Source organism: Devosia sp. ZW T5_3, from assembly GCF_044987315.1.
Lineage (GTDB): Bacteria > Pseudomonadota > Alphaproteobacteria > Rhizobiales > Devosiaceae > Devosia.
The window spans coordinates 135,265-157,938 of sequence record NZ_JBJDRE010000009.1 but is presented as its reverse complement, the minus strand read 5'-3'; the positions used below and the strand labels follow the sequence as shown (position 1 = coordinate 157,938).

23 protein-coding genes and 1 tRNA gene are annotated in these 22,674 nt (G+C 63.0%); 12 read left to right on the top strand and 12 right to left on the bottom strand.

The genetic code is table 11. The annotated features are described in order from the left end of the window. Positions 1-18 precede the first annotated feature (18 nt). Positions 19-660 (top strand): class I SAM-dependent methyltransferase, encoded by a 642-nt coding sequence (locus tag ACI3KW_RS13210; RefSeq protein WP_404848451.1) that lies wholly within the window; start codon positions 19-21, stop codon positions 658-660. On the opposite strand, the gene ACI3KW_RS13205 is transcribed toward ACI3KW_RS13210, so the two are convergent. The 3 genes from ACI3KW_RS13205 to ACI3KW_RS13195 form a co-directional block, all read right to left on the bottom strand. Next, positions 657-2,129 carry an NAD(P)H-hydrate epimerase gene (locus tag ACI3KW_RS13205; RefSeq protein ID WP_404848450.1) on the bottom strand — a complete coding sequence of 491 codons (1,473 nt, stop codon included), beginning with the start codon at positions 2,127-2,129 and terminating at the stop codon, positions 657-659. The two genes, ACI3KW_RS13210 and ACI3KW_RS13205, sit on opposite strands and share 4 nt — an antisense overlap. A 188-nt stretch (positions 2,130-2,317) precedes the next feature. After that, complete coding sequence (gene tig, locus ACI3KW_RS13200) at positions 2,318-3,697, bottom strand: trigger factor (protein ID WP_113120732.1); 1,380 nt, start codon at positions 3,695-3,697, stop codon at positions 2,318-2,320. A 47-nt stretch (positions 3,698-3,744) separates the two neighbouring features. Further along, a tRNA-Leu gene (locus tag ACI3KW_RS13195) sits at positions 3,745-3,829 on the bottom strand. Between the two features lie 386 nt (positions 3,830-4,215). Between ACI3KW_RS13195 and ACI3KW_RS13190 the strand changes: the two genes are divergently transcribed. After that, positions 4,216-4,554, top strand: coding sequence for a P-II family nitrogen regulator (locus tag ACI3KW_RS13190; RefSeq protein WP_035079039.1), 339 nt, complete (start codon positions 4,216-4,218; stop codon positions 4,552-4,554). A 72-nt stretch (positions 4,555-4,626) separates the two neighbouring features. Next, complete coding sequence (gene glnA / locus ACI3KW_RS13185; protein WP_262168179.1) at positions 4,627-6,036, top strand: type I glutamate--ammonia ligase; 1,410 nt, start codon at positions 4,627-4,629, stop codon at positions 6,034-6,036. A 67-nt stretch (positions 6,037-6,103) separates the two neighbouring features. Here glnA and ACI3KW_RS13180 read toward each other — a convergent pair whose 3' ends face one another. The 3 genes from ACI3KW_RS13180 to ACI3KW_RS13170 form a co-directional block, all read right to left on the bottom strand. Next, a complete protein-coding gene (locus tag ACI3KW_RS13180; protein ID WP_404848449.1) occupies positions 6,104-6,484 on the bottom strand; it encodes a GFA family protein in 381 nt (126 codons plus the stop codon). A gap of 151 nt (positions 6,485-6,635) precedes the next feature. Beyond that, complete coding sequence (gene gyrA / locus ACI3KW_RS13175) at positions 6,636-9,404, bottom strand: DNA gyrase subunit A (protein WP_404848448.1); 2,769 nt, start codon at positions 9,402-9,404, stop codon at positions 6,636-6,638. A gap of 93 nt (positions 9,405-9,497) precedes the next feature. Beyond that, a complete protein-coding gene (locus ACI3KW_RS13170; RefSeq protein WP_404848447.1) occupies positions 9,498-9,875 on the bottom strand; it encodes a winged helix-turn-helix transcriptional regulator in 378 nt (125 codons plus the stop codon). Positions 9,876-9,981: 106 nt separating this feature from the next. Here ACI3KW_RS13170 and ACI3KW_RS13165 point away from each other — a divergent pair, with 106 nt between their 5' ends. Genes ACI3KW_RS13165 through ACI3KW_RS13155 form a run of 3 tightly spaced genes read left to right on the top strand, consistent with a single transcriptional unit; the run spans position 9,982 to position 11,690 of the window. Next, positions 9,982-10,824, top strand: a complete 843-nt coding sequence (locus ACI3KW_RS13165; protein WP_404848446.1) for an NAD(P)H-binding protein — start codon at positions 9,982-9,984, stop codon at positions 10,822-10,824. 54 nt (positions 10,825-10,878) lie between these two features. Beyond that, positions 10,879-11,217 (top strand): helix-turn-helix transcriptional regulator, encoded by a 339-nt coding sequence (locus ACI3KW_RS13160; RefSeq protein ID WP_262168185.1) that lies wholly within the window; start codon positions 10,879-10,881, stop codon positions 11,215-11,217. Next, on the top strand, positions 11,214-11,690 hold the full coding sequence (locus ACI3KW_RS13155; protein ID WP_404848445.1) for an SRPBCC domain-containing protein: 477 nt from the start codon (positions 11,214-11,216) through the stop codon (positions 11,688-11,690). The genes ACI3KW_RS13160 and ACI3KW_RS13155 overlap by 4 nt, the downstream gene beginning before the upstream one ends. On the opposite strand, the gene ACI3KW_RS13150 is transcribed toward ACI3KW_RS13155, so the two are convergent. Together ACI3KW_RS13150 and ACI3KW_RS13145 are read right to left on the bottom strand one after the other, a co-directional pair. Then, complete coding sequence (locus ACI3KW_RS13150) at positions 11,674-12,915, bottom strand: MFS transporter (RefSeq protein ID WP_404848483.1); 1,242 nt, start codon at positions 12,913-12,915, stop codon at positions 11,674-11,676. The two genes, ACI3KW_RS13155 and ACI3KW_RS13150, sit on opposite strands and share 17 nt — an antisense overlap. 2 nt (positions 12,916-12,917) lie before the next feature. Then, a complete protein-coding gene (locus ACI3KW_RS13145) occupies positions 12,918-13,520 on the bottom strand; it encodes a winged helix-turn-helix domain-containing protein (protein WP_404848444.1) in 603 nt (200 codons plus the stop codon). 192 nt (positions 13,521-13,712) lie between these two features. Between ACI3KW_RS13145 and ACI3KW_RS13140 the strand changes: the two genes are divergently transcribed. After that, positions 13,713-14,705, top strand: a complete 993-nt coding sequence (locus ACI3KW_RS13140) for a S66 peptidase family protein (protein WP_404848443.1) — start codon at positions 13,713-13,715, stop codon at positions 14,703-14,705. A 41-nt stretch (positions 14,706-14,746) separates the two neighbouring features. Next, positions 14,747-15,037: a hypothetical protein gene (locus ACI3KW_RS13135; RefSeq protein ID WP_404848442.1), complete on the top strand. Its 291-nt coding sequence runs from the start codon at positions 14,747-14,749 to the stop codon at positions 15,035-15,037. 7 nt (positions 15,038-15,044) lie between these two features. Here ACI3KW_RS13135 and ACI3KW_RS13130 read toward each other — a convergent pair whose 3' ends face one another. Next, positions 15,045-15,428, bottom strand: a complete 384-nt coding sequence (locus ACI3KW_RS13130) for a VOC family protein (RefSeq protein WP_404848441.1) — start codon at positions 15,426-15,428, stop codon at positions 15,045-15,047. A gap of 106 nt (positions 15,429-15,534) precedes the next feature. Beyond that, positions 15,535-15,972: a helix-turn-helix domain-containing protein gene (locus tag ACI3KW_RS13125; protein WP_262168196.1), complete on the bottom strand. Its 438-nt coding sequence runs from the start codon at positions 15,970-15,972 to the stop codon at positions 15,535-15,537. Positions 15,973-16,084: 112 nt separating this feature from the next. On the opposite strand from ACI3KW_RS13125, the gene ACI3KW_RS13120 reads away from it, so the two are divergent. After that, positions 16,085-16,966 carry an SDR family oxidoreductase gene (locus tag ACI3KW_RS13120; RefSeq protein WP_404848440.1) on the top strand — a complete coding sequence of 294 codons (882 nt, stop codon included), beginning with the start codon at positions 16,085-16,087 and terminating at the stop codon, positions 16,964-16,966. Positions 16,967-17,146: 180 nt separating this feature from the next. Here the strand turns inward: ACI3KW_RS13120 and ACI3KW_RS13115 are convergent, their stop codons facing one another. Then, a complete protein-coding gene (locus tag ACI3KW_RS13115; protein ID WP_113120630.1) occupies positions 17,147-17,611 on the bottom strand; it encodes a hypothetical protein in 465 nt (154 codons plus the stop codon). A 17-nt stretch (positions 17,612-17,628) separates the two neighbouring features. Beyond that, the gene (locus ACI3KW_RS13110) at positions 17,629-17,955 is read right to left on the bottom strand and encodes a hypothetical protein (protein WP_404848439.1); all 327 of its coding nucleotides are present in this window, start codon (positions 17,953-17,955) and stop codon (positions 17,629-17,631) included. Positions 17,956-18,193: 238 nt separating this feature from the next. On the opposite strand from ACI3KW_RS13110, the gene ACI3KW_RS13105 reads away from it, so the two are divergent. The 3 genes from ACI3KW_RS13105 (at position 18,194) to ACI3KW_RS13095 (ending at position 22,634) form a co-directional block, all read left to right on the top strand. Further along, positions 18,194-20,539 carry an RND family transporter gene (locus ACI3KW_RS13105; RefSeq protein WP_404848438.1) on the top strand — a complete coding sequence of 782 codons (2,346 nt, stop codon included), beginning with the start codon at positions 18,194-18,196 and terminating at the stop codon, positions 20,537-20,539. Between the two features lie 81 nt (positions 20,540-20,620). Further along, entirely contained in the window at positions 20,621-21,142 is a 522-nt protein-coding gene (locus tag ACI3KW_RS13100; protein ID WP_404848437.1) for a hypothetical protein, read from the top strand. A 100-nt stretch (positions 21,143-21,242) separates the two neighbouring features. Next, positions 21,243-22,634 (top strand): diguanylate cyclase domain-containing protein, encoded by a 1,392-nt coding sequence (locus tag ACI3KW_RS13095; RefSeq protein WP_404848436.1) that lies wholly within the window; start codon positions 21,243-21,245, stop codon positions 22,632-22,634. Positions 22,635-22,674 lie beyond the last annotated feature (40 nt).

The following is a 22,674-nucleotide window of genomic DNA, read 5'->3' as shown; positions in this document are numbered from 1 at the left end:
CCCAAGGAGCACATCACGATGAGCACCGAGAGCGACGCCCGGTTCTGGGACCGGACATCCCGCCATTATGCTGCTTCCGCGATGGCGGATCAGGCCGGATATGAACGCACGCTGGACCGCACCCGCGCTGTCTTGCGCCCCGATTCGCGCGTGCTGGAACTGGGCTGCGGCACAGGAAGCACCGCGCTTCTGCTGGCGGGCGATGTCCGGCTCTACCTGGCGACCGATATTTCCGTAGCAATGATCGCCATTGCCGGGGAAAAGCACGCCGCCAAGCCGATCCCCGCATTGTCGTTCCGCACCGCGACCGCCGAGGCGCTGATGCCCGAAGCAGGCCAGTTCGATGCGGTCCTCGGCTTCAGCTATCTCCATCTGGTCCGCGACCTTCCCGCCACCCTGCGGCAGATCCATGCGCTGCTCGCCGACGACGGTGTGTTCATCTCCAAGACGCCCTGTGTAGGCGAAATGAACCCGCTGATCCCGATGCTCCTGCTGCCGGCCATGTGCGCCATCGGCAAGGCCCCGCATGCCAGCGTGTTCCGCGCCGCAGAGCTGAAGCAGCAGATCAAAGCTGCAGGATTCGAGATCGTCGCGGTGGAAAAGCACGCGACCAAGGGGAACGATTACCGCCCCTATATTGTGGCGCGCAAGCGCTCCTAAAGGCTCGCCAACACGCCCGGAATCAGCAGCGGCAGGTCTTCGCTGATCAGCCCCGGCCCACCAAAGCGGTTCGCGGCCTCCGCATGCAGCCACACGCCGGCGCAGGCGGCTTCCCAGCCTGCCATGCCCTGCCCCATCAGCCCGGCGATGATGCCGGCCAGCACATCGCCCGAGCCGGCCGTGCCCAGCCAGGCCGGCGCATTGGCATTGAGCGCGGCGCGGCCATCGGGCGCGGCGATAACCGTGTCGCTGCCCTTGAGCACGACGATAGTGCCTGAATGCGCGGCCGCGGCCCGCGCCATGTCGAGCTTGCCACCCGGCACATCGCCAAACAGCCGTTGGAATTCGCCTTCGTGCGGCGTGATCACCACCGGGCGTGGCTTGGCCCGAACCGCCGCGAACAACGCGCTCGCGTCGCCCGAAAAGCTGGTCAGCGCATCGGCATCAAGCACCACTGCGGCCTCCGCAGCCAACACCGTCAGCACATTGTCCCGCGTCTGCTGCCCAATCCCCGCCGCCGGCCCGATCACCACCGAGCGCACCCGCTTGTCGCCTAGCAATTCCGCCAGCGCGGCCGTGTCCGCAGCCGGCTTGAGCATGATGGCCGTGACATGGGCCGCATGCACCAACAGCGCCTGCTCGGAGCCGGTCAGCGACACCAGCCCCGCCCCGGCCCGGAACGCGCCCATAGCAGCCAACCGCGCCGCCCCAGTCTGCAACGGCCCGCCCGAGACCACGACACAATGGCCGCGATCGAATTTGTTACCCTCCTCGCCTGGCGCGGGCAGCGACCATAGGCTGGGCGTATTCTGCCAGGCGTTTGGGGCAATCTGGTTGAGCACGCCATCGGGAATGCCGATGTCGCCCAGCACCACCTCGCCGCACAGCGTACGCCCCGGCTGCAGCAGATGGCCGGGCTTGAGGCGGAAGAAGGTCACCGTCATTTCCGCCTGCATAGCGGCGCCGCGCACCCGGCCCGACGCGCCGTCAATGCCGCTGGGCACATCAATGCTCACCACCGGTCGCGAACTGGCATTGACCGCCTCGATGATCTCCTTGAACGCACCTTCCACATCGCGGTCCAGCCCCGCGCCCAGCAGCGCGTCCACCACCAGATCGGCATTCTCGATATCGGCTGCCGTGGGCGCCTCCACCCGGCCGGTCCACTGGCCCGCGACCACTGCCGCGTCGCCCTTGAGCGCCTCGCGCGAGCCGATCAGCCGCAATTGCACCGGCCAGCCGCGCTGTTTGAGCAGCCGCGCCACGACGAATCCATCGCCACCATTATTGCCTGGTCCGCACAGCACCACAGCCGAACGCTGGTAATAGCGCTCGGTTATGGCCTCGACCACGGCCTTGCCGGCCGCCTCCATCAAGGCCAGCGACTTAGTGCCGCCCTGCACCGCAAGGCGATCGGCCTCGGCCATCTGGCTGGGGGTGAGCAGGATATCGGGGCTGGAAGCAATCAACGGGGTAACTCCGAATTTCCAACAGACCTCATGGTGAGCCTGTCGAACCACGAGGGCGTGGTACTGTGGCAGGTTTGACCCCATCCTTCGACAGGCTCAGGATGAGGTCAAACACAGCGTCCACAGCAAAAACAAAAAGCCGCCCATTTCTGGGCGGCTCTCAAAATTCGTATCTAAATCAGAACACCTTAATGGTGGTGCTCTTCCGGAACCTCATCCTCGTCGGCCTGGATCAGCTTGGCCAGTTCAGCGCGGGTCATCTTCTTGTCAGTGATTTCGCCCAGGCTGGCGACATAGTCGACGACCTTGTTCTCGAACACCGGAGCGCGAAGACCGGCAAGAGCCTGCGGGTTCTTGCGATAATAGTCATAGACCTGCTGTTCCTGGCCAGGGAAGCGGCGCACTTCGGCGATCAGCGCCTGCTGGTGCTCTTCCTCGGTGACGTTGACGTCGTTCTTGTTACCGATTTCGGCAACGACCAAGCCCAGGCGCACGCGGCGCTCGGCGATCTTGCGGTACTGCTCGCGAGCGGCTTCCTCGGTGGTGCCTTCGTCTTCGAAGGAACGGCCGTGGCTTTCCACTTCGTGCTGCACGCGGCTCCAGATGGTCTCGAATTCGGCGTCGACCAGCTGGGCCGGGACGTCGAACTTGTGACCGTCATCGAGTGCGTCCAGAATCTGGCGCTTGACGTGCTGGCGGCTCATCGAGACGAGCGCGGCTTCCATCTGTTCCTTGACGGCATTGCGCAGCGCGGCGACGTCTTCAACGCCGAGGCGCTTGGCGAATTCGTCGTCCAGCTCGCCCGTATTGGGGCCATCAACATGCAGCACGGTGACGTCGAACACGGCGTCCTTACCGGCAAGCTCTTCGCTCTGGTAGTCGGCCGGGAACGTCACTTTGACTTCCTTGGAGCCGCCCTTCTTGACGCCGATCAGCTGCTCTTCAAAGCCGGGGATGAACTCGCCCGAGCCAACAGTGAGGTGCGCATGGTCGGACGTGCCGCCATCGAAGGGCTTGCCATCGATCTTGCCAACGAAGGACAGACCCAGGCGATCGCCGTTTTCGACAACGCCTTCGTCTCCCTTGTCGGTATAGCCGCGGTTCTGGGCGAACACGCGGTTGACTTCGGCATCCAGCTCTTCGTCGGTGACTTCAACGACGGGCTTGTCGAGCTTGACGCCCTTTAGGTCCATCAGCTCGACCGGGGGCAGAACTTCATATTCAACCACGAATGCCAGGTCGGCATTGCCGTCGAGCACTTCGTTGATCACGGCCTGATCTTCAGGCAGATCAACCTTGGGCTGGGCGGCAGCGCGTTCTTCGCGCTTGTCCAGGGTCTCGGAGACGGTCGCGTTGATCGCGTCGGTCATCACTTCGCTCATGGCGGAGCGGCCATAGACCTTCTTGAGATAAGAGGTCGGCACCTTGCCCGGACGGAAGCCCTTGATATTGGCCTGGCCCTTGAGCTCCTGGAGCTTGGCATCGAGGCGTGTGACCAGGTCGGCGGCCGGAATGGTAACGCTGAGCTTGCGCTTCAGGCCCTCATTGAGGGTTTCGGTAACCTGCATTCGGTTCAATCCCGTATTCAATTAATGTCAGGGCCAGTGTCCAATTGTGGTGCGGGTGAGAGGACTCGAACCTCCACGCCTTGCGGCGCTGGAACCTAAATCCAGTGCGTCTACCAATTCCGCCACACCCGCAAGGGTACCCGTCTGGCCGGGTTGCGCGTGGGTCTAGCCTAACTTCAACGGCCAGTCAAAGCCTTGGTTGGCTATTTTGCGGGAATGGCGAAGACCTGGGCGATCTCGTGCCGCGGATGGCGAACATGGTCGACGCTGGACACAGCGCAATGGCGTCATCATAGTCATTTTTGGCTCGGCCGCTCACTGGAGGCTCAATAATTGCACAAAATCTATGCATCACGGCGCATTTTTGATCAGCAACTGCCTATCCGCCGTGTTGGTACACTTCAGCTGAAGCCAGCAAGTCTTTAGCAACACAATCTTTTTTATGTTTGTGTCAGCGTGGCACAGGCCATGCATACGGGATGGCGGTATCCGCCTAAATCAGGCACGTGGAGGCTCAATTGAAAAAAATCGAGGCTATCGTAAAGCCGTTCAAGCTCGACGAAGTCAAAGAGGCGCTGCAGGAGGTTGGCCTGCAGGGCATCACCGTTACCGAGGCGAAAGGCTTCGGCCGGCAAAAGGGCCACACTGAACTTTATCGCGGCGCCGAATATGTCGTGGATTTCCTGCCCAAGGTGAAGGTCGAGGTCGTGTGCCCCGACGAGCTCGCCGAAAAAGCCATCGAAGCGATCCGCAACGCAGCACAAACTGGTCGCATTGGCGATGGCAAGATCTTCGTTTACTCGATCGAACAGGCTATCCGAATCCGCACCGGCGAATTTGGCGACGACGCGCTCTAAAGGCCCTCCCCTTTAGAAGCGACGCGCCCGAGACAAACAACAAGCATTCCGATTTAGACAGGGGAAGACCTAATGACCACCGGAAGCGACCTCCTTCAGAAGATCAAAGACGAGAACATCAAGTATCTCGACCTGCGCTTCACCGACCCACGCGGCAAGCTGCAGCACGTCACGCTCGACGTGTCGATCGTCGATGAGGACCTGTTCGAAGAAGGCACCATGTTCGACGGTTCCTCGATCGGTGGCTGGAAGGCCATCAACGAGTCCGACATGGTGCTGATGCCCGATCCCAATTCGCACTATATGGACCCCTTCTTCGGCGCGTCCACGCTGGTGGTGAACTGCGACATTCTCGAGCCCCTGACCTACCAGCCCTATAGCCGCGATCCGCGCACCACGGCCAAGAAGGCCGAAGCCTTCCTCAAGGCATCGGGCATTGGCGACACGGTCGTGTTCGGCGCCGAGCCCGAATTCTTCATGTTCGACGACGTGAAGTATTCCAATACCCCGTTCAAGGTGGGCTTCGAGGTCGATCACCCCGAGCTGCCCTCCAACAACGACACCGCTTATGAAGCCGGCAATAACGGCCACCATATCGGCCTCAAGAAGGGCTATTTCCCGGTTCCTCCGCTCGATAGCGCGCAGGATATCCGTGGCGAAATGCTGGCTGCCATGGCCGACATGGGCGTGGTCGTCGAAAAGCACCACCACGAAGTGGCTTCGGCCCAGCACGAACTCGGCATCAAGTTTGCGCCGATGATCAAGGCTGCCGATGACGTGCAGATCTACAAGTACGTCATCCACCAGGTCGCCAATGCCTATGGCAAGACCGTGACCTTCATGCCAAAGCCGATCTTCGGCGACAATGGCTCGGGCATGCACTGCCACCAGTCGATCTGGAAGGACGGCAAGCCGCTATTCGCCGGCGACCAGTATGCAGGCCTCTCGATGGAAGCGCTGTATTATATCGGCGGTATCATCAAGCACGCCAAGGCGATCAACGCCTTCACCAACCCGACCACCAATAGCTACAAGCGCCTGGTGCCGGGCTTTGAAGCCCCCGTGCTGCTGGCCTATTCGGCCCGCAACCGTTCGGCTTCCTGCCGTATCCCCTTCGGCCAATCGCCGAAGTCCAAGCGCATCGAAATCCGCTTCCCCGATCCGCTGGCCAACCCATACCTGGCCTTCTCGGCCATGCTCATGGCCGGCCTCGACGGCATCAAGAACAAGATCCACCCCGGCGAGCCGATGGACAAGGATCTGTACGAGCTGCCGCGCCAGGAACTGATGCAGATCCCGCATGTCTGCGGCTCGCTGCGCGAAGCCCTGACGAGCCTGGATGCCGACCGCGAGTTCCTGCTCGCCGGCGGCGTGTTCGACAACGACCAGATCGACAGCTATATCGAGCTGAAGATGACCGAAGTCGTCAAGTTCGAGCAGACCCCGCATCCGGTCGAATACGAAATGTACTACTCGGCTTAAGCCGCTTTTATGCGATGAGAAAAGGGACCCGAAAGGGTCCCTTTTTGTTTGGGGAGGTCTCGTGGGCTCACTGCAAATTCTGCGGCACCCCATCCGCGATCTCGTAGTAATCCCCCTTGTCCGCCACGAAGATATGCATCGCCAGCTTGGTATGGGTGGGCGTGTCGAACGCGCCCAGGGAGATGCCGATCCAGTCGCGATGCACCGGATCGAAGAACAGCGACGAGCCGCAGATGGCGCAAAAGCCGCGCCGGACCTTTTCCGACGAATGATACCAGGTCACATGCTCCCCGCCCTCGATCGCCACCACCGAGCGCGGCACGTCGACGCCGGCTTCATAATGGCCGGTATGCTTGCGGCACTTGGTGCAATGGCAGGCCGAACCCATGGGCAAAGCGCCCGCGACCGTAAAGCTGATGGCGCCGCATAGGCACGAGCCCTTGTTCATATTTGCCTCCCATTGGTCCGCTACTTTCGCAATGCAGGTGCGAACGTGTCAAACGAGGAGCGTGGGAGGTTCCCGCTTCCGCGGAACCTCTGTTTCCTTCACTTCCTCAGATAGACCAGCCAACAAAAAGGGCGCCGCAGCGCCCTTTTCTTTATTCGTCAGCCGGCGCCTCGGGCGCCTCAGGAGCTTCCGGGGTGTCCGGAGTTTCCTCGTCGTCCTCCGGCTCGCTGATATGCTCGACCGACACCACCTTTTCGTCTTCCGCCGTGTCGAAGACGATGACGCCCTGGCTGCCGCGCGAGACGATGCGGATCGGCTTGTCGCCGCCAACCGGCAGGCGGATGGTTTGGCCCCCATCACTGATCAGCATGATCTGGTCGTCATCGGCCACGGGGAAACTGGCGACCAGATTGCCGTTACGCTTGTTGACCGCCATGGCGACGATGCCCTTACCGCCACGGCCGGTGATCCGGTATTCGTGGCTGGAGGTGCGCTTGCCATAACCGTTTTCGGAGATGGTCAGGATGAACTGCTCGATGGCAGACATCTGGGCGTAACGTTCCTGGCTGAGTTCGCCGGCAACCACATCGCCCTCGTCCGCCGAACCGGTTTCCTCGCTCTCGCCTTCGCCACGCACCGCACGGCTCATCTTGAGATAGGCGGCGCGTTCTTCGGCCGTGGCGTCGGAGTGGTTGATGGCCGCCATGGAAATGACCACGTCGTCCTTGGCCAGCTGGATGCCGCGCACGCCCATGGAGTCACGCCCCTTGAACACGCGGACATCGTCCACCTGGAAGCGAATGGCCTGCCCCAAAGCCGTGGTCAGCAGCACGTCATGATTGGCGGTGGCCGTTTCGACGCCGACGATCTGGTCGCCTTCATCGAGCTTCATGGCGATCTTGCCGTTCTGGCGCACTTCGACAAAGTCGGCCAGCGAGTTGCGGCGCACGGTGCCGCGGGTCGTGGCGAACATGATGTCGAGGTTTGCCCAGCTATCCTCATCCTCGGGCAGCGGCATGATCGAGGTTATCCGCTCGCCCTGCTCCAGCGGCAGGATATTGATCAAAGCCTTGCCGCGCGCATTGGCGGCGGCCAGCGGCAGGCGCCAGACCTTGAGCTTATAGGCAATGCCACGGCTGGTGAAGAACAGCACCGGGGTATGGGTATTGGCGACGAACAGGCGGGCGACGAAATCCTCGTCGCGGGTCGCCATGCCCGAGCGGCCCTTGCCGCCACGGTTCTGTGCCCGATAGGTCGAGAGCGGCACGCGCTTGATATAGCCGCCATGGGAGACGGTGACGACCATGTCTTCGCGGGCGATCAGATCCTCATCGTCGAAATCGCCGACCACGTCGGAAATTTCGGTGCGGCGGGGCGTGGCGAACTGGTCGCGGATAGCGATCAGTTCTTCGCGGATAATGGTCTGCACGCGTTCGCGGCTGCGCAGGATATCGAGATAGTCTTCGATCTCGGTGCCAAGACCATTCAGTTCGTCGCCGATTTCGTCGCGACCCAGTGCCGTCAGGCGGGCCAGGCGCAATTCGAGGATGGCGCGGGCCTGTTCCTCGGAGAGATTGAACGTGTCGTCGTCATTGATGCGGTGGCGCGGATCATCGATCAGCGCGATCAGCGGCGCCACATCGGCGGCCGGCCAGCGGCGGGTCATCAATTGCTCGCGCGCCGTCGCCGGATCGGGCGCGGTGCGGATCAGCGCGATGACTTCATCGATATTGGCGACGGCAACGGCCAGGCCGACCAGGATATGAGCGCGGTCACGGGCCTTGTTGAGCAGGAACCGGGCACGGCGGGTCACCACTTCCTCGCGGAAGGCGATGAAGGCCTCGAGGATTTCCTTGAGGTTCATCAATTGCGGCTTGCCGCCATTGAGCGCCACGAAATTGCAGCCGAAGGACGATTGCAGCTGCGTGAAGCGATAGAGCTGGTTCAGCACCACATCGGCCAGCGCATCGCGCTTGATTTCGACCACCACGCGCATGCCTTCGCGCGAGGATTCGTCGCGCATATCGGCAATGCCCTCGATGCGCTTGTCGCGCACCAGTTCGGCGATCTTTTCGACCAGGGTGGCCTTGTTCACCTGATAAGGCAGTTCGGTGATGATGAGCGCCTCGCGCTCCTTGCGCACTTCCTCGACCGACACGCGCCCGCGCACCAGCACCGAGCCACGGCCCGTCTCATAGGCGGAGCGGATGCCCGCGCGGCCCAGAATGATGCCGCCCGTCGGAAAGTCGGGGCCGGGCAGTACTTCAAGGATCTGCTCGGTAGTGACCAGTGGGTTGTCGAGCAGCAGCAGCGCGGCGTCGATCGTCTCACCCAGATTATGGGTGGGGATATTGGTGGCCATGCCCACGGCAATGCCGCCGCCGCCATTGACCAGCATATTGGGGAACCGCGCGGGCAGCACCGTCGGCTCGTGCTCGGAGCCGTCATAGTTGTCGCGGAAATCGACCGTGTCCTTGTCGAGATCATCGAGCAAGGCATTGGTGATGCGCTGCATGCGCACTTCGGTGTAACGCATGGCGGCGGGCATATCGCCATCGACCGAGCCGAAGTTGCCCTGCCCTTCCACCAGCAATTCGCCCATGGAAAAGTCCTGGGCCATGCGCACCAGGGCCATATAGACCGCGCTGTCGCCGTGGGGGTGGTATTTACCGATAACGTCGCCGACCACGCGGGCCGATTTACGATAGGGCTTGTTATATTCGTAGCCGTTCTCGCTCATCGAAAACAGGATGCGGCGATGCACTGGCTTGAGCCCGTCGCGCACATCGGGCAGCGCCCGGCTCACGATCACGCTCATGGCGTAATCGAGATAGGATTTGCGCATCTCGTCGGTGATCGAGATCAGGGAAATGTCGGACGGCTGCGGCGCACCGGTTCCGTTGTCAGGCGTATCGGTCACTGGGTGATTCTTGGTTGTTCGAACTAGCCAATATGTAAGCGATCTCGGCCAAAAATGCTAATTTTTGCCGGGGGAAGCTGTGGAGAGGTCCAATCAGCCGGCCTTGGCCACCGGCTGCCGCGACTGGCGGTAGCGGGAACCGAATTCCCCAAGTGCCTGGAAGGCCGGTCGCAGGGTGAAGCCCAGTTCGGTCAGGCTATAGGCCGCAGAAGCGTCGGCGGACACGCGCAGGACGAGGCCGGCATATTCGAGTTCGCGCAGATTGCGCGTCAGCTCCTTAGGATTGATGCCGGGAATTGCCTTGAGCAATTGGTTGTAGCGGTGCGGCCCGGCCAGGAACAGCGTGCGCAGCAGGCTCAGTTTCCACTTGCCGGCCAGCGCCACGATGGCGGCATCGAGCGGGCAATCCTGCAGCGACATGCCGGGGTCGGCGGGTGCAGCGACGGGTTGATGGTCTGGTTCATGCAACATGGGGCGACCTTTGCTTACCTCGCGGTGCGTTGTTTGGCGCAGCCGCAGCATCGAGATAGTCGCGACCGGCGTCAAGAGAAGAGCCGGGCGCGAAAGGAATGCAAAAATGCAGCAAACGGCACTTGTTCTTGGCTCCAATGGCATGATCGGCAGGCGGCTGGCACCCATGCTGGAAAGCCGTGGCGTAGACGTCCGCAGCGCGAGCCGGAGTGCTACCGGCTCCAGCCATTTTGATTGGCACGACAAGGCCACCTATGGGCCGGCGCTCGAGGGCAATAGAGCGGTCTATCTGGTCGTTGCCGATCCCGGCGCGGAGCCGGACGCGACAGTCTTGCCGTTTCTCGAAGAGGCGCGTCTGGCGGGCGTGGGCAAGATCGTTGCGGTATCGTCCTTGGGCGTTACCATTTCGGGCGAGCCAGACACGTCCCCACGCCTCCGGCTCGAGCAGTTGATTGCCCAGAGCGGCCTGGATTGGACCATTCTGCGCCCAGGCGGATTCAACCAGAATTTTTCGGAGAGTTTTCTGTTGCCTGGCATCATGCGGGCCGGCATGGTGGCTACCGCGACGGGCAGCGGGCCAGTGGCGTTTGTCGATGCCGAGGATATTGCCGCGGTGGCAGCGGTAGCCCTGACCGAGAGCGGGCACGAAGGTCAGCACTACAGCCTGACCGGGCCGGAAGCGCTGACCTTCGCGCAAGCGACGGCAGTGATCGCCGAAGCCGCGGGGCGGCCGATTGCCTATCAGGCGCTGTCCGAGACGCAATTTGCCGGCATTCTGGCAGGCGCCGGCATACCACCGCACGCCATAGCCATCATGGTCCGCGACCAGCTGGCAATCAGCCGTGACGAAGCAACTGTCGTCTCTGCCACCGTGCCGGAACTGACCGGGCGCAAAGCCCGGACCTTTGCAGACTTCGCCAAAGCGGCGGCGGCCGTCTGGCGGGCTTGACCGCCCAAAGCAAAACGTATTTACTCAATTACGTAATTACAGGATTGAGCAAATATGCAAGATCACCTCAGCATCACCTTTGCGGCCCTGGCCGACCCGACGCGGCGGGCCATTCTGGCCCGGCTGACCGAGGGGCCGGCCACGGTCAACGAACTGGCCGAGCCCTTCGCCACCACCCTGCCCACCGTCTCGCGGCATCTTAAGGTGCTTGAGGAAGCCGGGCTCGTGGTCAAGGAGCGCTCGGCGCAATACCGCCCCTGCCGGCTCGACACCGCGCCGCTGGAAGCAGCCGATCAGTGGATAGAGCGATACCGCGCCTTTTTCGGCGAACGGTTCGATCGGCTGGGCGCCCAACTCGATGCGATGGTCAAAGCCAAAGGAGAACAGCCATGACAGCGCAGAAACGCGGCTTCACCCTGACCCGGACCTATCCCGTGCCGCCACAGGACGTCTTTGCGGCATGGACCGAGCCCGATCAGCTCGCATGGTTCTTCAATCCCGGCATGCCGGTCGAACAGGCGCCCGAGGTCGATCTGCGCATTGGCGGCGCCTGGCGGCAGCTTATGGTGGAGCAACCCGGCAAGTCCTATGTGACCGGCGGGATTTACCGCGAGATCGATCCGCCGCGAAAGCTGGTGTTCAATTTCGGCGCGATTGGCGGCTGGCCGGACCTGTCCCATGGTCTGGATGATGCGCTCCTCGTGACCTTGCTGTTCAACCCGGTGCCGGGCGGCACGGAAATGGTGTGCCGCCTGGAGGTGCCCGCCCATGTCAGCGACGACAAGGCCCACGAATGGTTTGCACTCGGCATCGAAGCGGGCTGGACGCAGACCGTGGATCGCCTGGTTTTCAGCCCGGTTGCGTGAGATCGGCGACAGCGACCGGTCGGCGCCCCATCTGGCGAAAGCTGGGCACGGCCAGGGGCGCCGATGTGGCCACCAGATAGAGCAAAGCGGTAACGCCCAGCGCGGTGGCGATGCCCCAATTGTCGACCAGCACGCCCGCATAGAGCCCGCCAAACGGGATCAGCGCCCAGCTCAAGGCTCCCGCCAGCGCCACCACGCGCCCCACCATGGCGGGCGGTGTGCGCTCGAACAGGATGGCTGAAATGATCGGGTTGATGAAGCCGGCGGCCAATCCCCCCAGCAGCAAGACCGCCACGATGGCCGGCAGCGGCAAGTTGACCGCATAGATGCCCATGGCCAAGGGACCCGCGCAGAAGAAGCCCAATGTGTAGAGCAGCAGGCGTGGCAGACGCGGGCCGTAGATTGCCGCCAGGGCCGCGCCGACAATGGCAGAGCCCGAAAAAGTCGCGAGCAGAATGCCCACCCAGGCCACATCCAACCCCGCCGTGCGCACCCAGACCGGCAGGAGCACTATGGAATAGGCCTGGTCGAACAGGTTGGTGAAGGCGATCATGATCGTCAGCCCGAGCAGCACCGGGTCCCGCCGCAGCACATGCCAGCCACCAGCCAGTTCGGCGCCGTAACTGGTGGCAATGACTGGTTTGGGCTCGGCTGCCGCAATGCGGGCCGGCAGCCCCGCTGCCAGCACCAGCGCCGAAAGCAGGAAAGCCAGTGCATTGACCAGCAGCGCAGGCCCTGACCCCAATAGACCGATCAGCACGCCCGCGGCGGCGGCGCCCAAAGTGCCGGCCAGCCGATCGCTTGCCCCCACCACCCCGGTGACCCGCTCCAGCGGCAATTGCCCCATGGCTGCTACGGCGGGCACCAGTGCCATCTTGGACGCATCCGATGGCGCCCGCAGCACCCCGATCAGCGCCACCAGCGGCAACAGCACCCAGATCGACAGTAGCCCGGCCCAATAAAAGAGCGGCACCAGCGAGACGGCGAACATCGACAGGCAATCGCACCACACCGCTACCCGCCGCGCGCCAAGTCTGTCGATCAGCGGGCCGCCCAGCGCCTTGGCCAGCACGTAGGGCAGCATTTCGGCAAAGCCGACCAGCCCGGTCAGCACCGGGCTGCCGGTGGTGGTCAGCACCAGCCATGGAATGGCGATGGCGGACAGGCGGGTACCGGAGGTGGACAGCACGGTGGCGACGGACAGCGCCACAAAGGAGCGAGGCATGGTCACGGCTGATCTGGCTCCGTTTGCTCTGTCGCCAGCGGGGCGGCATTGAGAATAATCGAAAACGGCCGGCAGTCTGGCGGCAAAGGCGTTCCCAGCGGCGGCGCCGACGCCAAGGCTTGGGCCATCAGCGCCTGGATTTGCCCGATCAGCGCGGCCGCCGCCTCGGGTGTCATGGCGATAGTATAGTCACTGACGCTCGATGCCTTGCGCCAAGCCGTCGGTAGATTGGCATAGCCATCGTGTGCCGCCTGCATCTGGGTCATTTGCCAATGCAACGCGGCCTGCTGGAAGGCCAAGCCGGCATCAAGCGCTTCGCCCTCGACATGCTCGCCCAGAAAGGACGTCACCTCGTGCCGGGCGCGCCACCAGCGGTCGCGTCGATTGCCCTGCCCTACGGCTTCCTCGATGAAACCGTGCAGCGCCAGCTGCCGCAGATGGTAACTCGTCGCGCCCGAATTCAGCCCCAGCCGCGCCGCCAGGCCCGACGCCGTCGCCGGCCCATCGACGCGCAGCAATCCCAACATGCGCAACCGCACAGGATGCGCCAGCGCCTTGAGCGCGGTGGGATCGGGACTGACCTGGCTAACCTGACGTTCAGGCATGGCGAACCTCGTTTCGAGGCCGCACATTACATTGCAAACAAATCTTTGCAAAGATTTGTTTGCGGATGCACCCGCAGGTAGCGCCTTGGCAAAATCGAACGCTATAGTATCGGCACTATGGGGGATATCAGCACGATGCCAAACGCATTGCGAAAGCCGCAGGCCCTTGCGGCCGGAGACCGGATTGCGACGGTGTCGCCCTCATGGGGTGGGCCAGGCACGTTTCCGCAGCGCTACGAAGCCGGCAAGCGGCAGCTTGAGGCCGCGTTCGGCGTGAGCGTTGTCGAGATGGCGCATACATTGGCGGATGCCGATTGGATTTCGGCCAATCCGCGCGCCCGGGCCGATGACCTGATGGCGGCCTTTGCCGATCCGTCCATTGCGGGCATTTTCTGCACCATTGGCGGGGACGATTCCATCCGCCTGCTCCCCTATCTCGATCTGGCGGTGATCCGTGACAATCCCAAGGTGTTTCTGGGCTTTTCAGACACGACCAGCCTGCACCTGGCCTGCTTTGCCGCGGGGCTGACCTCGTTTTATGGCCCCAGCATCATGGCCGGCTTTGCCGAAAATGGCGGCATGCATGACTATACGGCGGATGGGGTGCGGCAGGCGCTGTTCAGCACTGAGCCACCCGGCCTCGTGCCGGTGAATAGTGAGGGCTGGACAGCCGAGCGTTTGGACTGGGGCAATCCAGCGCTACACGGCCAACGGCGTGTGCTGCAGCCGGCCGATCCGGTACGGGTCTTGCAGGGCAATGGCATCGCGCAGGGGCAGCTGCTGGGCGGATGCGCCGAGGTGCTGGAAATGATCAAGGGCACGGCGTGGTGGCCCTCGCTGGATGCGTGGCGCGGCGCGATCCTCTTCATTGAGACCTCCGAGGAGGCCCCTCCGCCCGAGTTCCTCCGCTATTGGCTGCGCAATTATGCGGCGCAGGGCATTCTGGGCGTGCTGAACGGCATCGTGCTGGCGCGGCCAGACCCCAAGGGCGATGAGCGCTACCGAGAGAAGCTGGAGGCGGCACTCATCGCGGCGCTGGCCGAGGCCGGGCTGGCCGATCTCCCCGTGCTGTCGGGCCTCGATTTCGGCCATACCCAGCCCATGCTCACCCTGCCCTATGGCGTGCTGGCGCGGATCGACTGCGGCACCGGGCGAATGAGCATTCTGGAGGCCGGCGTGGTGTAGCCCAGACTGGTCATTACACAACCACTACACTATGCAGGGCCATGGCAGATACTTATCGGGCGTGGCTTCGCGGGGCGGAAAAGTGGCAGAACATTGCGGTGATCGATCTGCGATCGCTGGATGGCGTCGGCAAGATGCTGCAATCGGCGGGCCTCAAGACGCTGGGTGAAATCGACGAAATGGAAGGCCCCGAGCTGCTGAAGCTGCCGGGGCTCGGCGTCGGCGTCATCCGGCGGGTTCGCAGCATCATCCGCAATTGCAAGGCAGAGGAACGGCGGCGCAGATCGGCAACGGTTTCGTTACGCGTCCGGCCGCCGCGGGTGGCGCTTTAGGCCTGCGCTAAATCTCCTGCGCAATTTCCCAGACATGGCCGGAGGGATCTGCAAAGGCGGCCGTGCGGCGGCCCCAGTGCCGATCCATCGGGCCATTGAGGAAGGTCACGCCGCGGCTTTGCAGGTCGGCGTAAGTGGCGTTGACGTCATCGACCCGAACGGTGAGCAGCATGCGGGCGCCCGACGTCGCAGCGCCGACCGGCGAAGGAGTGACCAGCTCGGGGGCCTGACTGGCTGCGAGCAGATTAAGCATGGCCCCGGAGAATTTGAGCAGCGCCGAGACAGGGTCTTCACCGATAATTTCGGCGGCGAAGACCTTTTGATAGAAGGCCTTGGCGGCGGCGATATCTTCGACAAACAGGGTGACGACTTCGATTGCATTCAGGCGCATGGGGAATTCCCTTCCGATTTGGCTGGCCGGCAAATGGCCGGTTCACCGCCTCGACGCGTGGGCGCCTATAGCTTCGACTATTATTCGTGAAAAAAAGCGCGAGCGATCACGCGGCCTGGTCAAACTCGGTGCGGGAGCGATCGATATCGGCAAAATTCTCGTCCGCCCAGCGGATCAAATGACCGAAGGGAACAATGACGGATTCGCCCAAAGCGGTCAGCCGATACTCCACCGATGGCGGCTTGGTGTCGAAGACCTGGCGGGAAACCATGCCGTCGCGTTGCAGGTCGCGCAGCGTCTGGGTCAGCATTTTCTGGGAAATATCGGGGATTTCACGGCGCAGCTGATTGAAGCGCTTGGGGCCGCTGGCCAGCGTCATCACCAGCAGCATGCTCCACTTGTCGGAAATCTTGTCGAGCACACCGCGCACCGGGCAATTGCCGACCGGCTGGCCCACATTGGCGCTCCATTTTTCAACAAAGACCGTGGCTTCTTCGAGTGCGGCGCGCATGGTGGTTACCTTGAGGTGACGTTGTCCCGGCAAAGTGCCTCCTTTCGCGCCGTGTGCAGGCACATTAGATAGCACTCTCCATTCGATACTTACTCTCTCAGCGCCTGTGCTGCAAGGGAGCGGTGTTTTGACCAAGGAGAGAGACATGGCAGACTTCAAGAACAGCACGCTATTGGTAACCGGCGCCTCGGGGCAATTCGGGCGCCTCGCGGTAGAAGAATTGCTGGCGCGCGGCGCCACCAAGCTCATCGCCGGCACGCGTGATCCGGCCAAGCTGGCAGATCTGGCCGCCCGCGGCGTTGAAGTGCGCCAGCTCGATTTCGACGACAAGGCCAGCCTTGCCGCCGGCTTTGCCGGGGTCGATCGCGTGCTGCTGATCAGCACCGATGCGGTGGGCAACCGCGTGGCGCAGCACAAGAATGCGGTGGAAGCGGCCAAGGCCGCCGGCGTCAAGCACGTGGTCTATACTTCCGCACCCAATCCGCGCCCCAATCCAGGCACCGGGGTTTCGCCCGAGCACTACTGGACCGAGGTGGCCATTGCCGCTGCCGGGCTCGATTTCACCTTTCTGCGCAATCACATCTATGCCGAAATCAGCCTGCTCGGCGCTGCTCCCGCCATCGGTTCGGGCCAGCTTTATGACGCCACCAATGGCGGCGGTCGCTCCTATGTGACGCGGGCCGACGCCGCCCGCACCGCGGCTGGTGCGCTGCTGACGGCCGAAGGCCAGGCCATTTTCGACGTGACCGGCCCGGCTGCCGTGACCCAGGCAGAGCTGGCAGCCGAATTCGCCAAGGCAAGCGGCAAGCCCGTAGCCCGCGTTGGGCTGACCGGCGAGCAGCTGCGCGGCGGCCTGATCGCCGCCGGCCTGCCCGAAGGCATGGCCGATGTCATGGTGGCCTTCGACGTGGACGCCGCCGAAGGCTACCATGCCGTCGTAACCGACACGGTCGAGCAGTTCAGCGGCCGCAAGCCGGAAACGCTGAGCGCGTTTCTTGAGACCAATCGTGGGGCGTTGGTGGGGTAAGGCCGGCGGCATTCGCTTTTACGCCTGACGCCGCCCAACCCATTTTGCACCTGACGCTACCCCACCCACGGTGTCACCCGGCGCAGGCCGGGGTGACATCGTGGATGGGGCGGGTTTGGTGGACATTGCCATCCTGCCCCGTGCGACGGCTCTCCCCGCCAGAACCGATGGAAGCGAGCATCACGACATGACCACGTATTTCATGTCACGGTGCTTGATGCGGATGATGGCATGGGTAAAGACGATCTCGTGGCTCAGAAAGTCGTCTTCCAGAACCAGTATCTCGTCAATCAGCCAATCGCCATGCGACCGGTCTGCTGCGGGCCAGTCACTCTTGGTCTTTTCTACCGCGTATGACTGCACGTCGCTGTAGGTCAGCAGCAGCCTTTTGCCATAGGCGCCGGCGAGGTGAATCTCGATGCCATTGGCTCGCGCGTCACCCTCTTCGAACTCCAGCACCACCAGCTTTTGCAGGCGCGCATCGTGAGGGCATCGCTCGTCCCTGTGCGCGTAATGCCATGGCGCGCTCATGAACGCGAGGGCGTCCGCCGGCACACGGTGGCGGACCTCTGCCACATAGGCCGGGTAGTCGGCGCTATCCATCGCGTAGCCGTCATCGGTCTGAGAAAACTGGATGATCTTCAACGTGCTTCTCTCCGGCATCAGTCGCAGAACGCCACAAGCCCCATGCCTTGCTCTGCGGCGCGGGCAAGAATCCCCCGCATCGTCTTGAACGCAGCCGCCCGCCCGTCGTCAATGCCAGGCGTGCCGGCATGCGCATCGAACACACCCAGCATCGTCACGACCTGGTCGGGGCGCAGCAGCGTGTCCTCGAAATAGCCGAGCCCTACCCCCGCTTGCCTGCATTGGTCGAACACGCTGGCCAAGGCGCGATGCGCGTCGAGGTCGATAGAGCCCGCATGGACCAAGCCCTGCGAATCCTCGGGCATGGCTGTGCAGGAAGAAGGCACGAGGTAGATGTCGAGCATGGCTTACCGCTTGTTTGAGAGGCATGGGCGCAGGTGTCGGGGCCGCGCGCAACATTGGCAGCATCGAGCGGGAGTCGTCGAGGGGTGCTACTTTCCTCAGCATGCTGGTGACAACCTCGCCCCTCTTCCGCCACCGCTGGACGCTCCCGCGCCAAACCCGTAGGACTGCCGCAACGGCGTGCTCGTTGCGGAGTCTGGTCCTTTGATTGGTTCGTGGTTCAAACACCTTTGGGCGCGGTTGGTTTACGACCGTTCGATCGGCTTTGGGCTTGAGCATATCGGGCTGACCACCCTGCGCTACCCGCGCGCCGTGGCGCTGGCGGTGCTGGCCTTCACAGCCCTTTGCTTCACCCAGGTGCCGCGTGCCTGGGTCGATGGCGATCTGCTGCGCATCTATGCTCATTCGGGGCATTATTATGATGCCTATGAGCACCTGTCCGACACGTTCGGCACCTTCGAGAACGACCTTTATGTGCTGGTCAGTTCGCCCACGCTGACGCGGCCGGAAACGCTGGAGCAGGTGCGCGAGCTGGCATTCGATCTCGAGCTCAACGAGTTCGCTGTGGGCACCATGTCGCCCTTCACCCTGCGCAAGCCGGAAGGGGCCGGCACTTCGGTGCCCGCCGTGCCCGAGGGCATGACCGAGATTGCCCAGGTGGCGCGGGCACTGACCGATCTGCAGCAGAACGATCCGATGATGCGCAATCTGATCACGCCGGACCTGACCGGCGTGGTGCTCATCCTGTTCCCCAATCAGGACATGGTGCGCGAGCATGGCAACAAGGCACTGATCGCTTCGGTGCGCGACACCATCGCCTATTATGCCGGCAGCGATATCAATGTGGAACTGACCGGGCCGCCGATCTGGACCACCGAAATGGTCAATGCGGCGGTATCAGACCAGATCAAGTTCACCCTGTGGGGCTTCGGGCTGGGCTCGTTGATCGCGCTCTTCGCGCTGCGCTCGGTGCCCGGGGCGCTGATGGTGGCGGCGACACCCTTCCTCGCCGTGATGTGGACCATGGGGATGGTGATCCTGTTTTTCGGATCGTTCTCCTTCCTCACCATCATCGTCACGACCCTGGTGCTGGTGATTTCCTTCGCGGAATCGATGTTCTTCATCTTCAACTGGCTGGCCTATTGGCGCGACGGCATGGAGCCCAACAAGGCCGTGGACGCCACCGTCAAGCTGGTCGGGCCAGCGACGGCGCTGACCATGCTGACGACGCTGGTCAGCTTTGCCTCGCTGGCGCTGACGCCGGGCCAGGGTATTCGCGAATTTTCTATTGCCGGGGCCATCGGCTCGTTCCTGCTCTTCGTCTGCCTCATGACCTTCATGCCGCTGATGCTGAAGGCCGCGATCCGCATCGGCTTCAAGAGGCCGCGCCGCGTCAGCCCGGTACTGACTGCACCACTGCCGCTGAGCTGGTTTCTCGCCAGCCGGTTCGGCCGGCCGATCGCCATTGCGGCCGTTATCGTCACGCTGTTGCTGTTCATTCCCTATGCGCTGATCCAGCCGCATTTCTCGTTCGAGGATTTCGTGGCGCGGGATTCAAGCGCCCTGGCGACGGCGGCGGAGATTGACAGCGGCGTGGGCGGAGTAGCCCCGATCTATATCCGCGTGCCGCTCAAGCAGCATGATCCCAATGTGGGCGCGGAGGATTTCGAGACCATCAAGGCTGCACACCAGATTCTCGAACGGCATCTGGGGCAGAACAAGGTGATCTCGGCGGCCAGCGTCAGCAATTACACCGATGCCGGCTTCAGTCGCGAGGACGTGCTGGAATCGGTCGGCCCCTTCATGCGGCGGCGCTTCGTCACCGATGATGGCAGCCAAGCACTGATAACCGGCTTCATGCCGACAATAGTGGATTCCGACGCGCTCAAGCAATTGGTCGAGGATGTCGACAACGAACTGGCCGCAGCCGGCGTCGAGAATGCCGAAATCGGCGGGTTTCGTGTTCTCACCACCTTTGCCACCGACCAGATCGTGCGGGGCCTGCAGCTTGATCTGACGCTGAGCGTGCTGGTCAATCTGGCGCTGATCGGCTTTGCCTTCCAATCCTTCCGGGTGGCGCTGGCGTCGGCCATTCCCAACCTGTTCCCCGTATTGGGCACCGAAGCCTGGCTCTATTTCAGCGGCGCCGGGCTGCAATTGACCACGGTGATCGCGCTCACCATCGCCTTCGGCATTGCGGTGGACGATACTGTGCATTTCCTCTCGCATTATCTGCATGCACGGCGGGAGGAAGGGCGCTCGCACATCGAGGCGGTCAAGCACACGCTGGAGCGGATCGGCGGCGCCATCGTCGCCACCACCATCATTCTGTGCTCCGGCGTTACGATCGTGGTGTTTTCCGACCTGCCGCAGGTGGCGCTGTTCGGCACGCTGTTCGTCTCGACGCTGGGCTTTGCGCTGATTGGGGATCTGTTCATCCTGCCGGCGCTGCTGGCGGCGGGTGGCAAATTCTTCCAGCCGCTGGGCCGCATCCGCGTGCGCATGGCCGATCATGACCCGACGCCCGACGATCCGAGCGGAGACGCGGCCACCGAAGTTATCCGCCCTAATCCAAGCACGACTTAGTGCCCCGTCTTGCGCGCAAATTTGCCGCCCGATTACAAGAATGAAACGATGATTCGGCCTTCTGAGTGGAGCCCTGCTGCAATGACCTTTTTTGGACCTCTGTCGCGTGCGCTGGCACTGGGCCTGCTCATTGTGGGCGCCCCCGCCCTGCCCGCCTATGCGGCGCCGGCCGATGTGGCTTTGCTCAAATCCTATATCGGTGAATGGCGCGGCCGCGGCACGATCACGGGCGCCAATTCCGAGACGGTGGTCTGCCGCCTCTCGCTCAAGCCGGGCAATCAGGACAAGGTCAATTACACCGGCCGCTGCACGGTGGCCGGCAGCCAGCTCTCGATGAATGGCACGATTGCCTATGTCGATGCGAGCAAGCGCTATGAAGCGGCCATGACTTCCAATGTCGCGTTCTCCGGCATTGCCGTTGGCCTCAAGCGTGGCGGCGGGCTGATTTTCAACCTGCGCGAGCGCGACCAGGACGAAGAAGGCAAGGAAATCGGCATCACCGCGCAGATCGCGCTCAATGCCGACGCCATCGACGTCAATTTCGAGGTCATGTATATCGCGACGGGCGAATATCTGCGCGCCGAGGTGCCGTTCAGCAAGTAATCGGCCGCGATCACAAGCTGTTGAAAGCATGAAGTCTTAACCGTGTGTGAGATAGCGTTCGACAGAACTTGAACACCCAGGACGAGCGCACGTGCGCCCCATGCAATTATCCGCCGCGTCTATGGGCAATCCGCCAACCGGCGATGGCGGCCCCACGGCGCTAGAGGCACGGCTTGAACGGGTCCGCCAATTGCTCGGCATCGACGGCGCCCTGCTGGCCCTGGCCGGCGGCGAGACCATGCAGGTGCTCTGGCATGCGGGCGCCTCCGCCGAAATCGAGGGCGAACTGGCCGGGCTGCACCGCCGCGCCGGCCTGCGCACGACGCCCCTGATCGTTCCCGATATTGCCGCCGAAGGCTCGCCGGGCTTTGTGCGGTTTTACGCCGGCATTCCGCTGACGCTGGGCGAGGATAGTCCGCATTTGCTGCTGAGCCTGTTCGACACCAGCCCGCGCGGCCCGGCCATGGCCGATCAGCTTGCCGCCCTGGCGCAGGAAGTGTTTGGCGGCGATGCCCTGCAACGCGCGCAGGCGACGATTGCCCGGCTCGAGGCCGAATTGGCCGAGCGCGAGCGGACCGTTGCCGAGCTGCTCGCCATGCGACGGCGCCAGATGCAATTGGTGGACCGCGCCTCTGAGACCGCCCGGATCGGCATCTGGGAATGCGATCTCAGCGACAATAGCCTGCAATGGAGCAATGGCGTCTACGACCTGTTCGAATTTCCCCGCGGCGCCAAGGTGAGCCGCGAAGAGACCGTCGCCTGCTATTCGCCGGCCTCGCGCGAGGCCATGGAGCGCGCCCGTGCCAAGGCCATTGCCGAATGCAGCGATTTTGCGCTCGACGCGGAAATCACCACGGTGCTGGGCCGCCGGCGCTGGATGCGGTTGACCGGCACGGTCGAGGCCGAAAACGGCGTGGCAGTGCGGATTTTCGGCATGAAGCAGGACATTACCGAGGAAAAGCTGCTCGCCGACCGCACGCGCTATCTCGCCGAATTCGACGTAATGACGGGCCTGGCCAATCGCAGCCAGTTCCAGGCGCGGCTGGCCGATCTCGATGGCGGTTCCGGCCACGCCCCCATCGGGGCCCTGCTGCTGGTCGATCTCGATAATTTCAAGCAGATCAACGACACCTATGGCCACGCCTTGGGCGACGAATGCCTTAAGGAAGCTGCCTCGCGCCTGCGCGACGCCTGCCCCGGCGCCGAACTCGTCGCCCGCATCGGCGGCGACGAATTCGCGGTGCTGCTCGGGCAGGCTGGCAAAAACCATATCGATGAAGTTGCCGAACAGATCGTGCTGGAAATCAGCCGCCCCTTCATGCGGCTGGGCCAATCCATTGCCCTCAGTGCCTCGGTGGGCATAGCCTGCGCCGACGGCGCCCCGTCCCCCGACCTGTTCAAGCGCGCGGATACCGCGCTCTATGCCGCCAAGGCCGCCGGACGGAATACCAGCCGGACGTTTCATACCGGCATGCCGTATACGGTGAATTAGCTTCTTCCGACATCGGGGGCCGCATTACCCCCTCCCTAAC

Coding starts and splice junctions, on each gene's coding strand:
- ACI3KW_RS13100 (WP_404848437.1), top strand. CDS start 20,621: ATGACCTTTTTTGGACCTCTGTCGCGTGCGCTGGCACTGGGCCTGCTC.
- ACI3KW_RS13210 (WP_404848451.1), top strand. CDS start 19: ATGAGCACCGAGAGCGACGCCCGGTTCTGGGACCGGACATCCCGCCAT.
- ACI3KW_RS13145 (WP_404848444.1), bottom strand. CDS start 13,520: ATGCCTGAACGTCAGGTTAGCCAGGTCAGTCCCGATCCCACCGCGCTC.
- ACI3KW_RS13165 (WP_404848446.1), top strand. CDS start 9,982: ATGCAGCAAACGGCACTTGTTCTTGGCTCCAATGGCATGATCGGCAGG.
- ACI3KW_RS13135 (WP_404848442.1), top strand. CDS start 14,747: ATGGCAGATACTTATCGGGCGTGGCTTCGCGGGGCGGAAAAGTGGCAG.
- ACI3KW_RS13095 (WP_404848436.1), top strand. CDS start 21,243: ATGCAATTATCCGCCGCGTCTATGGGCAATCCGCCAACCGGCGATGGC.
- ACI3KW_RS13170 (WP_404848447.1), bottom strand. CDS start 9,875: ATGTTGCATGAACCAGACCATCAACCCGTCGCTGCACCCGCCGACCCC.
- ACI3KW_RS13120 (WP_404848440.1), top strand. CDS start 16,085: ATGGCAGACTTCAAGAACAGCACGCTATTGGTAACCGGCGCCTCGGGG.
- ACI3KW_RS13155 (WP_404848445.1), top strand. CDS start 11,214: ATGACAGCGCAGAAACGCGGCTTCACCCTGACCCGGACCTATCCCGTG.
- ACI3KW_RS13160 (WP_262168185.1), top strand. CDS start 10,879: ATGCAAGATCACCTCAGCATCACCTTTGCGGCCCTGGCCGACCCGACG.
- ACI3KW_RS13130 (WP_404848441.1), bottom strand. CDS start 15,428: ATGCGCCTGAATGCAATCGAAGTCGTCACCCTGTTTGTCGAAGATATC.
- ACI3KW_RS13150 (WP_404848483.1), bottom strand. CDS start 12,915: ATGCCTCGCTCCTTTGTGGCGCTGTCCGTCGCCACCGTGCTGTCCACC.
- tig (WP_113120732.1), bottom strand. CDS start 3,697: ATGCAGGTTACCGAAACCCTCAATGAGGGCCTGAAGCGCAAGCTCAGC.
- ACI3KW_RS13180 (WP_404848449.1), bottom strand. CDS start 6,484: ATGAACAAGGGCTCGTGCCTATGCGGCGCCATCAGCTTTACGGTCGCG.
- ACI3KW_RS13110 (WP_404848439.1), bottom strand. CDS start 17,955: ATGCTCGACATCTACCTCGTGCCTTCTTCCTGCACAGCCATGCCCGAG.
- glnA (WP_262168179.1), top strand. CDS start 4,627: ATGACCACCGGAAGCGACCTCCTTCAGAAGATCAAAGACGAGAACATC.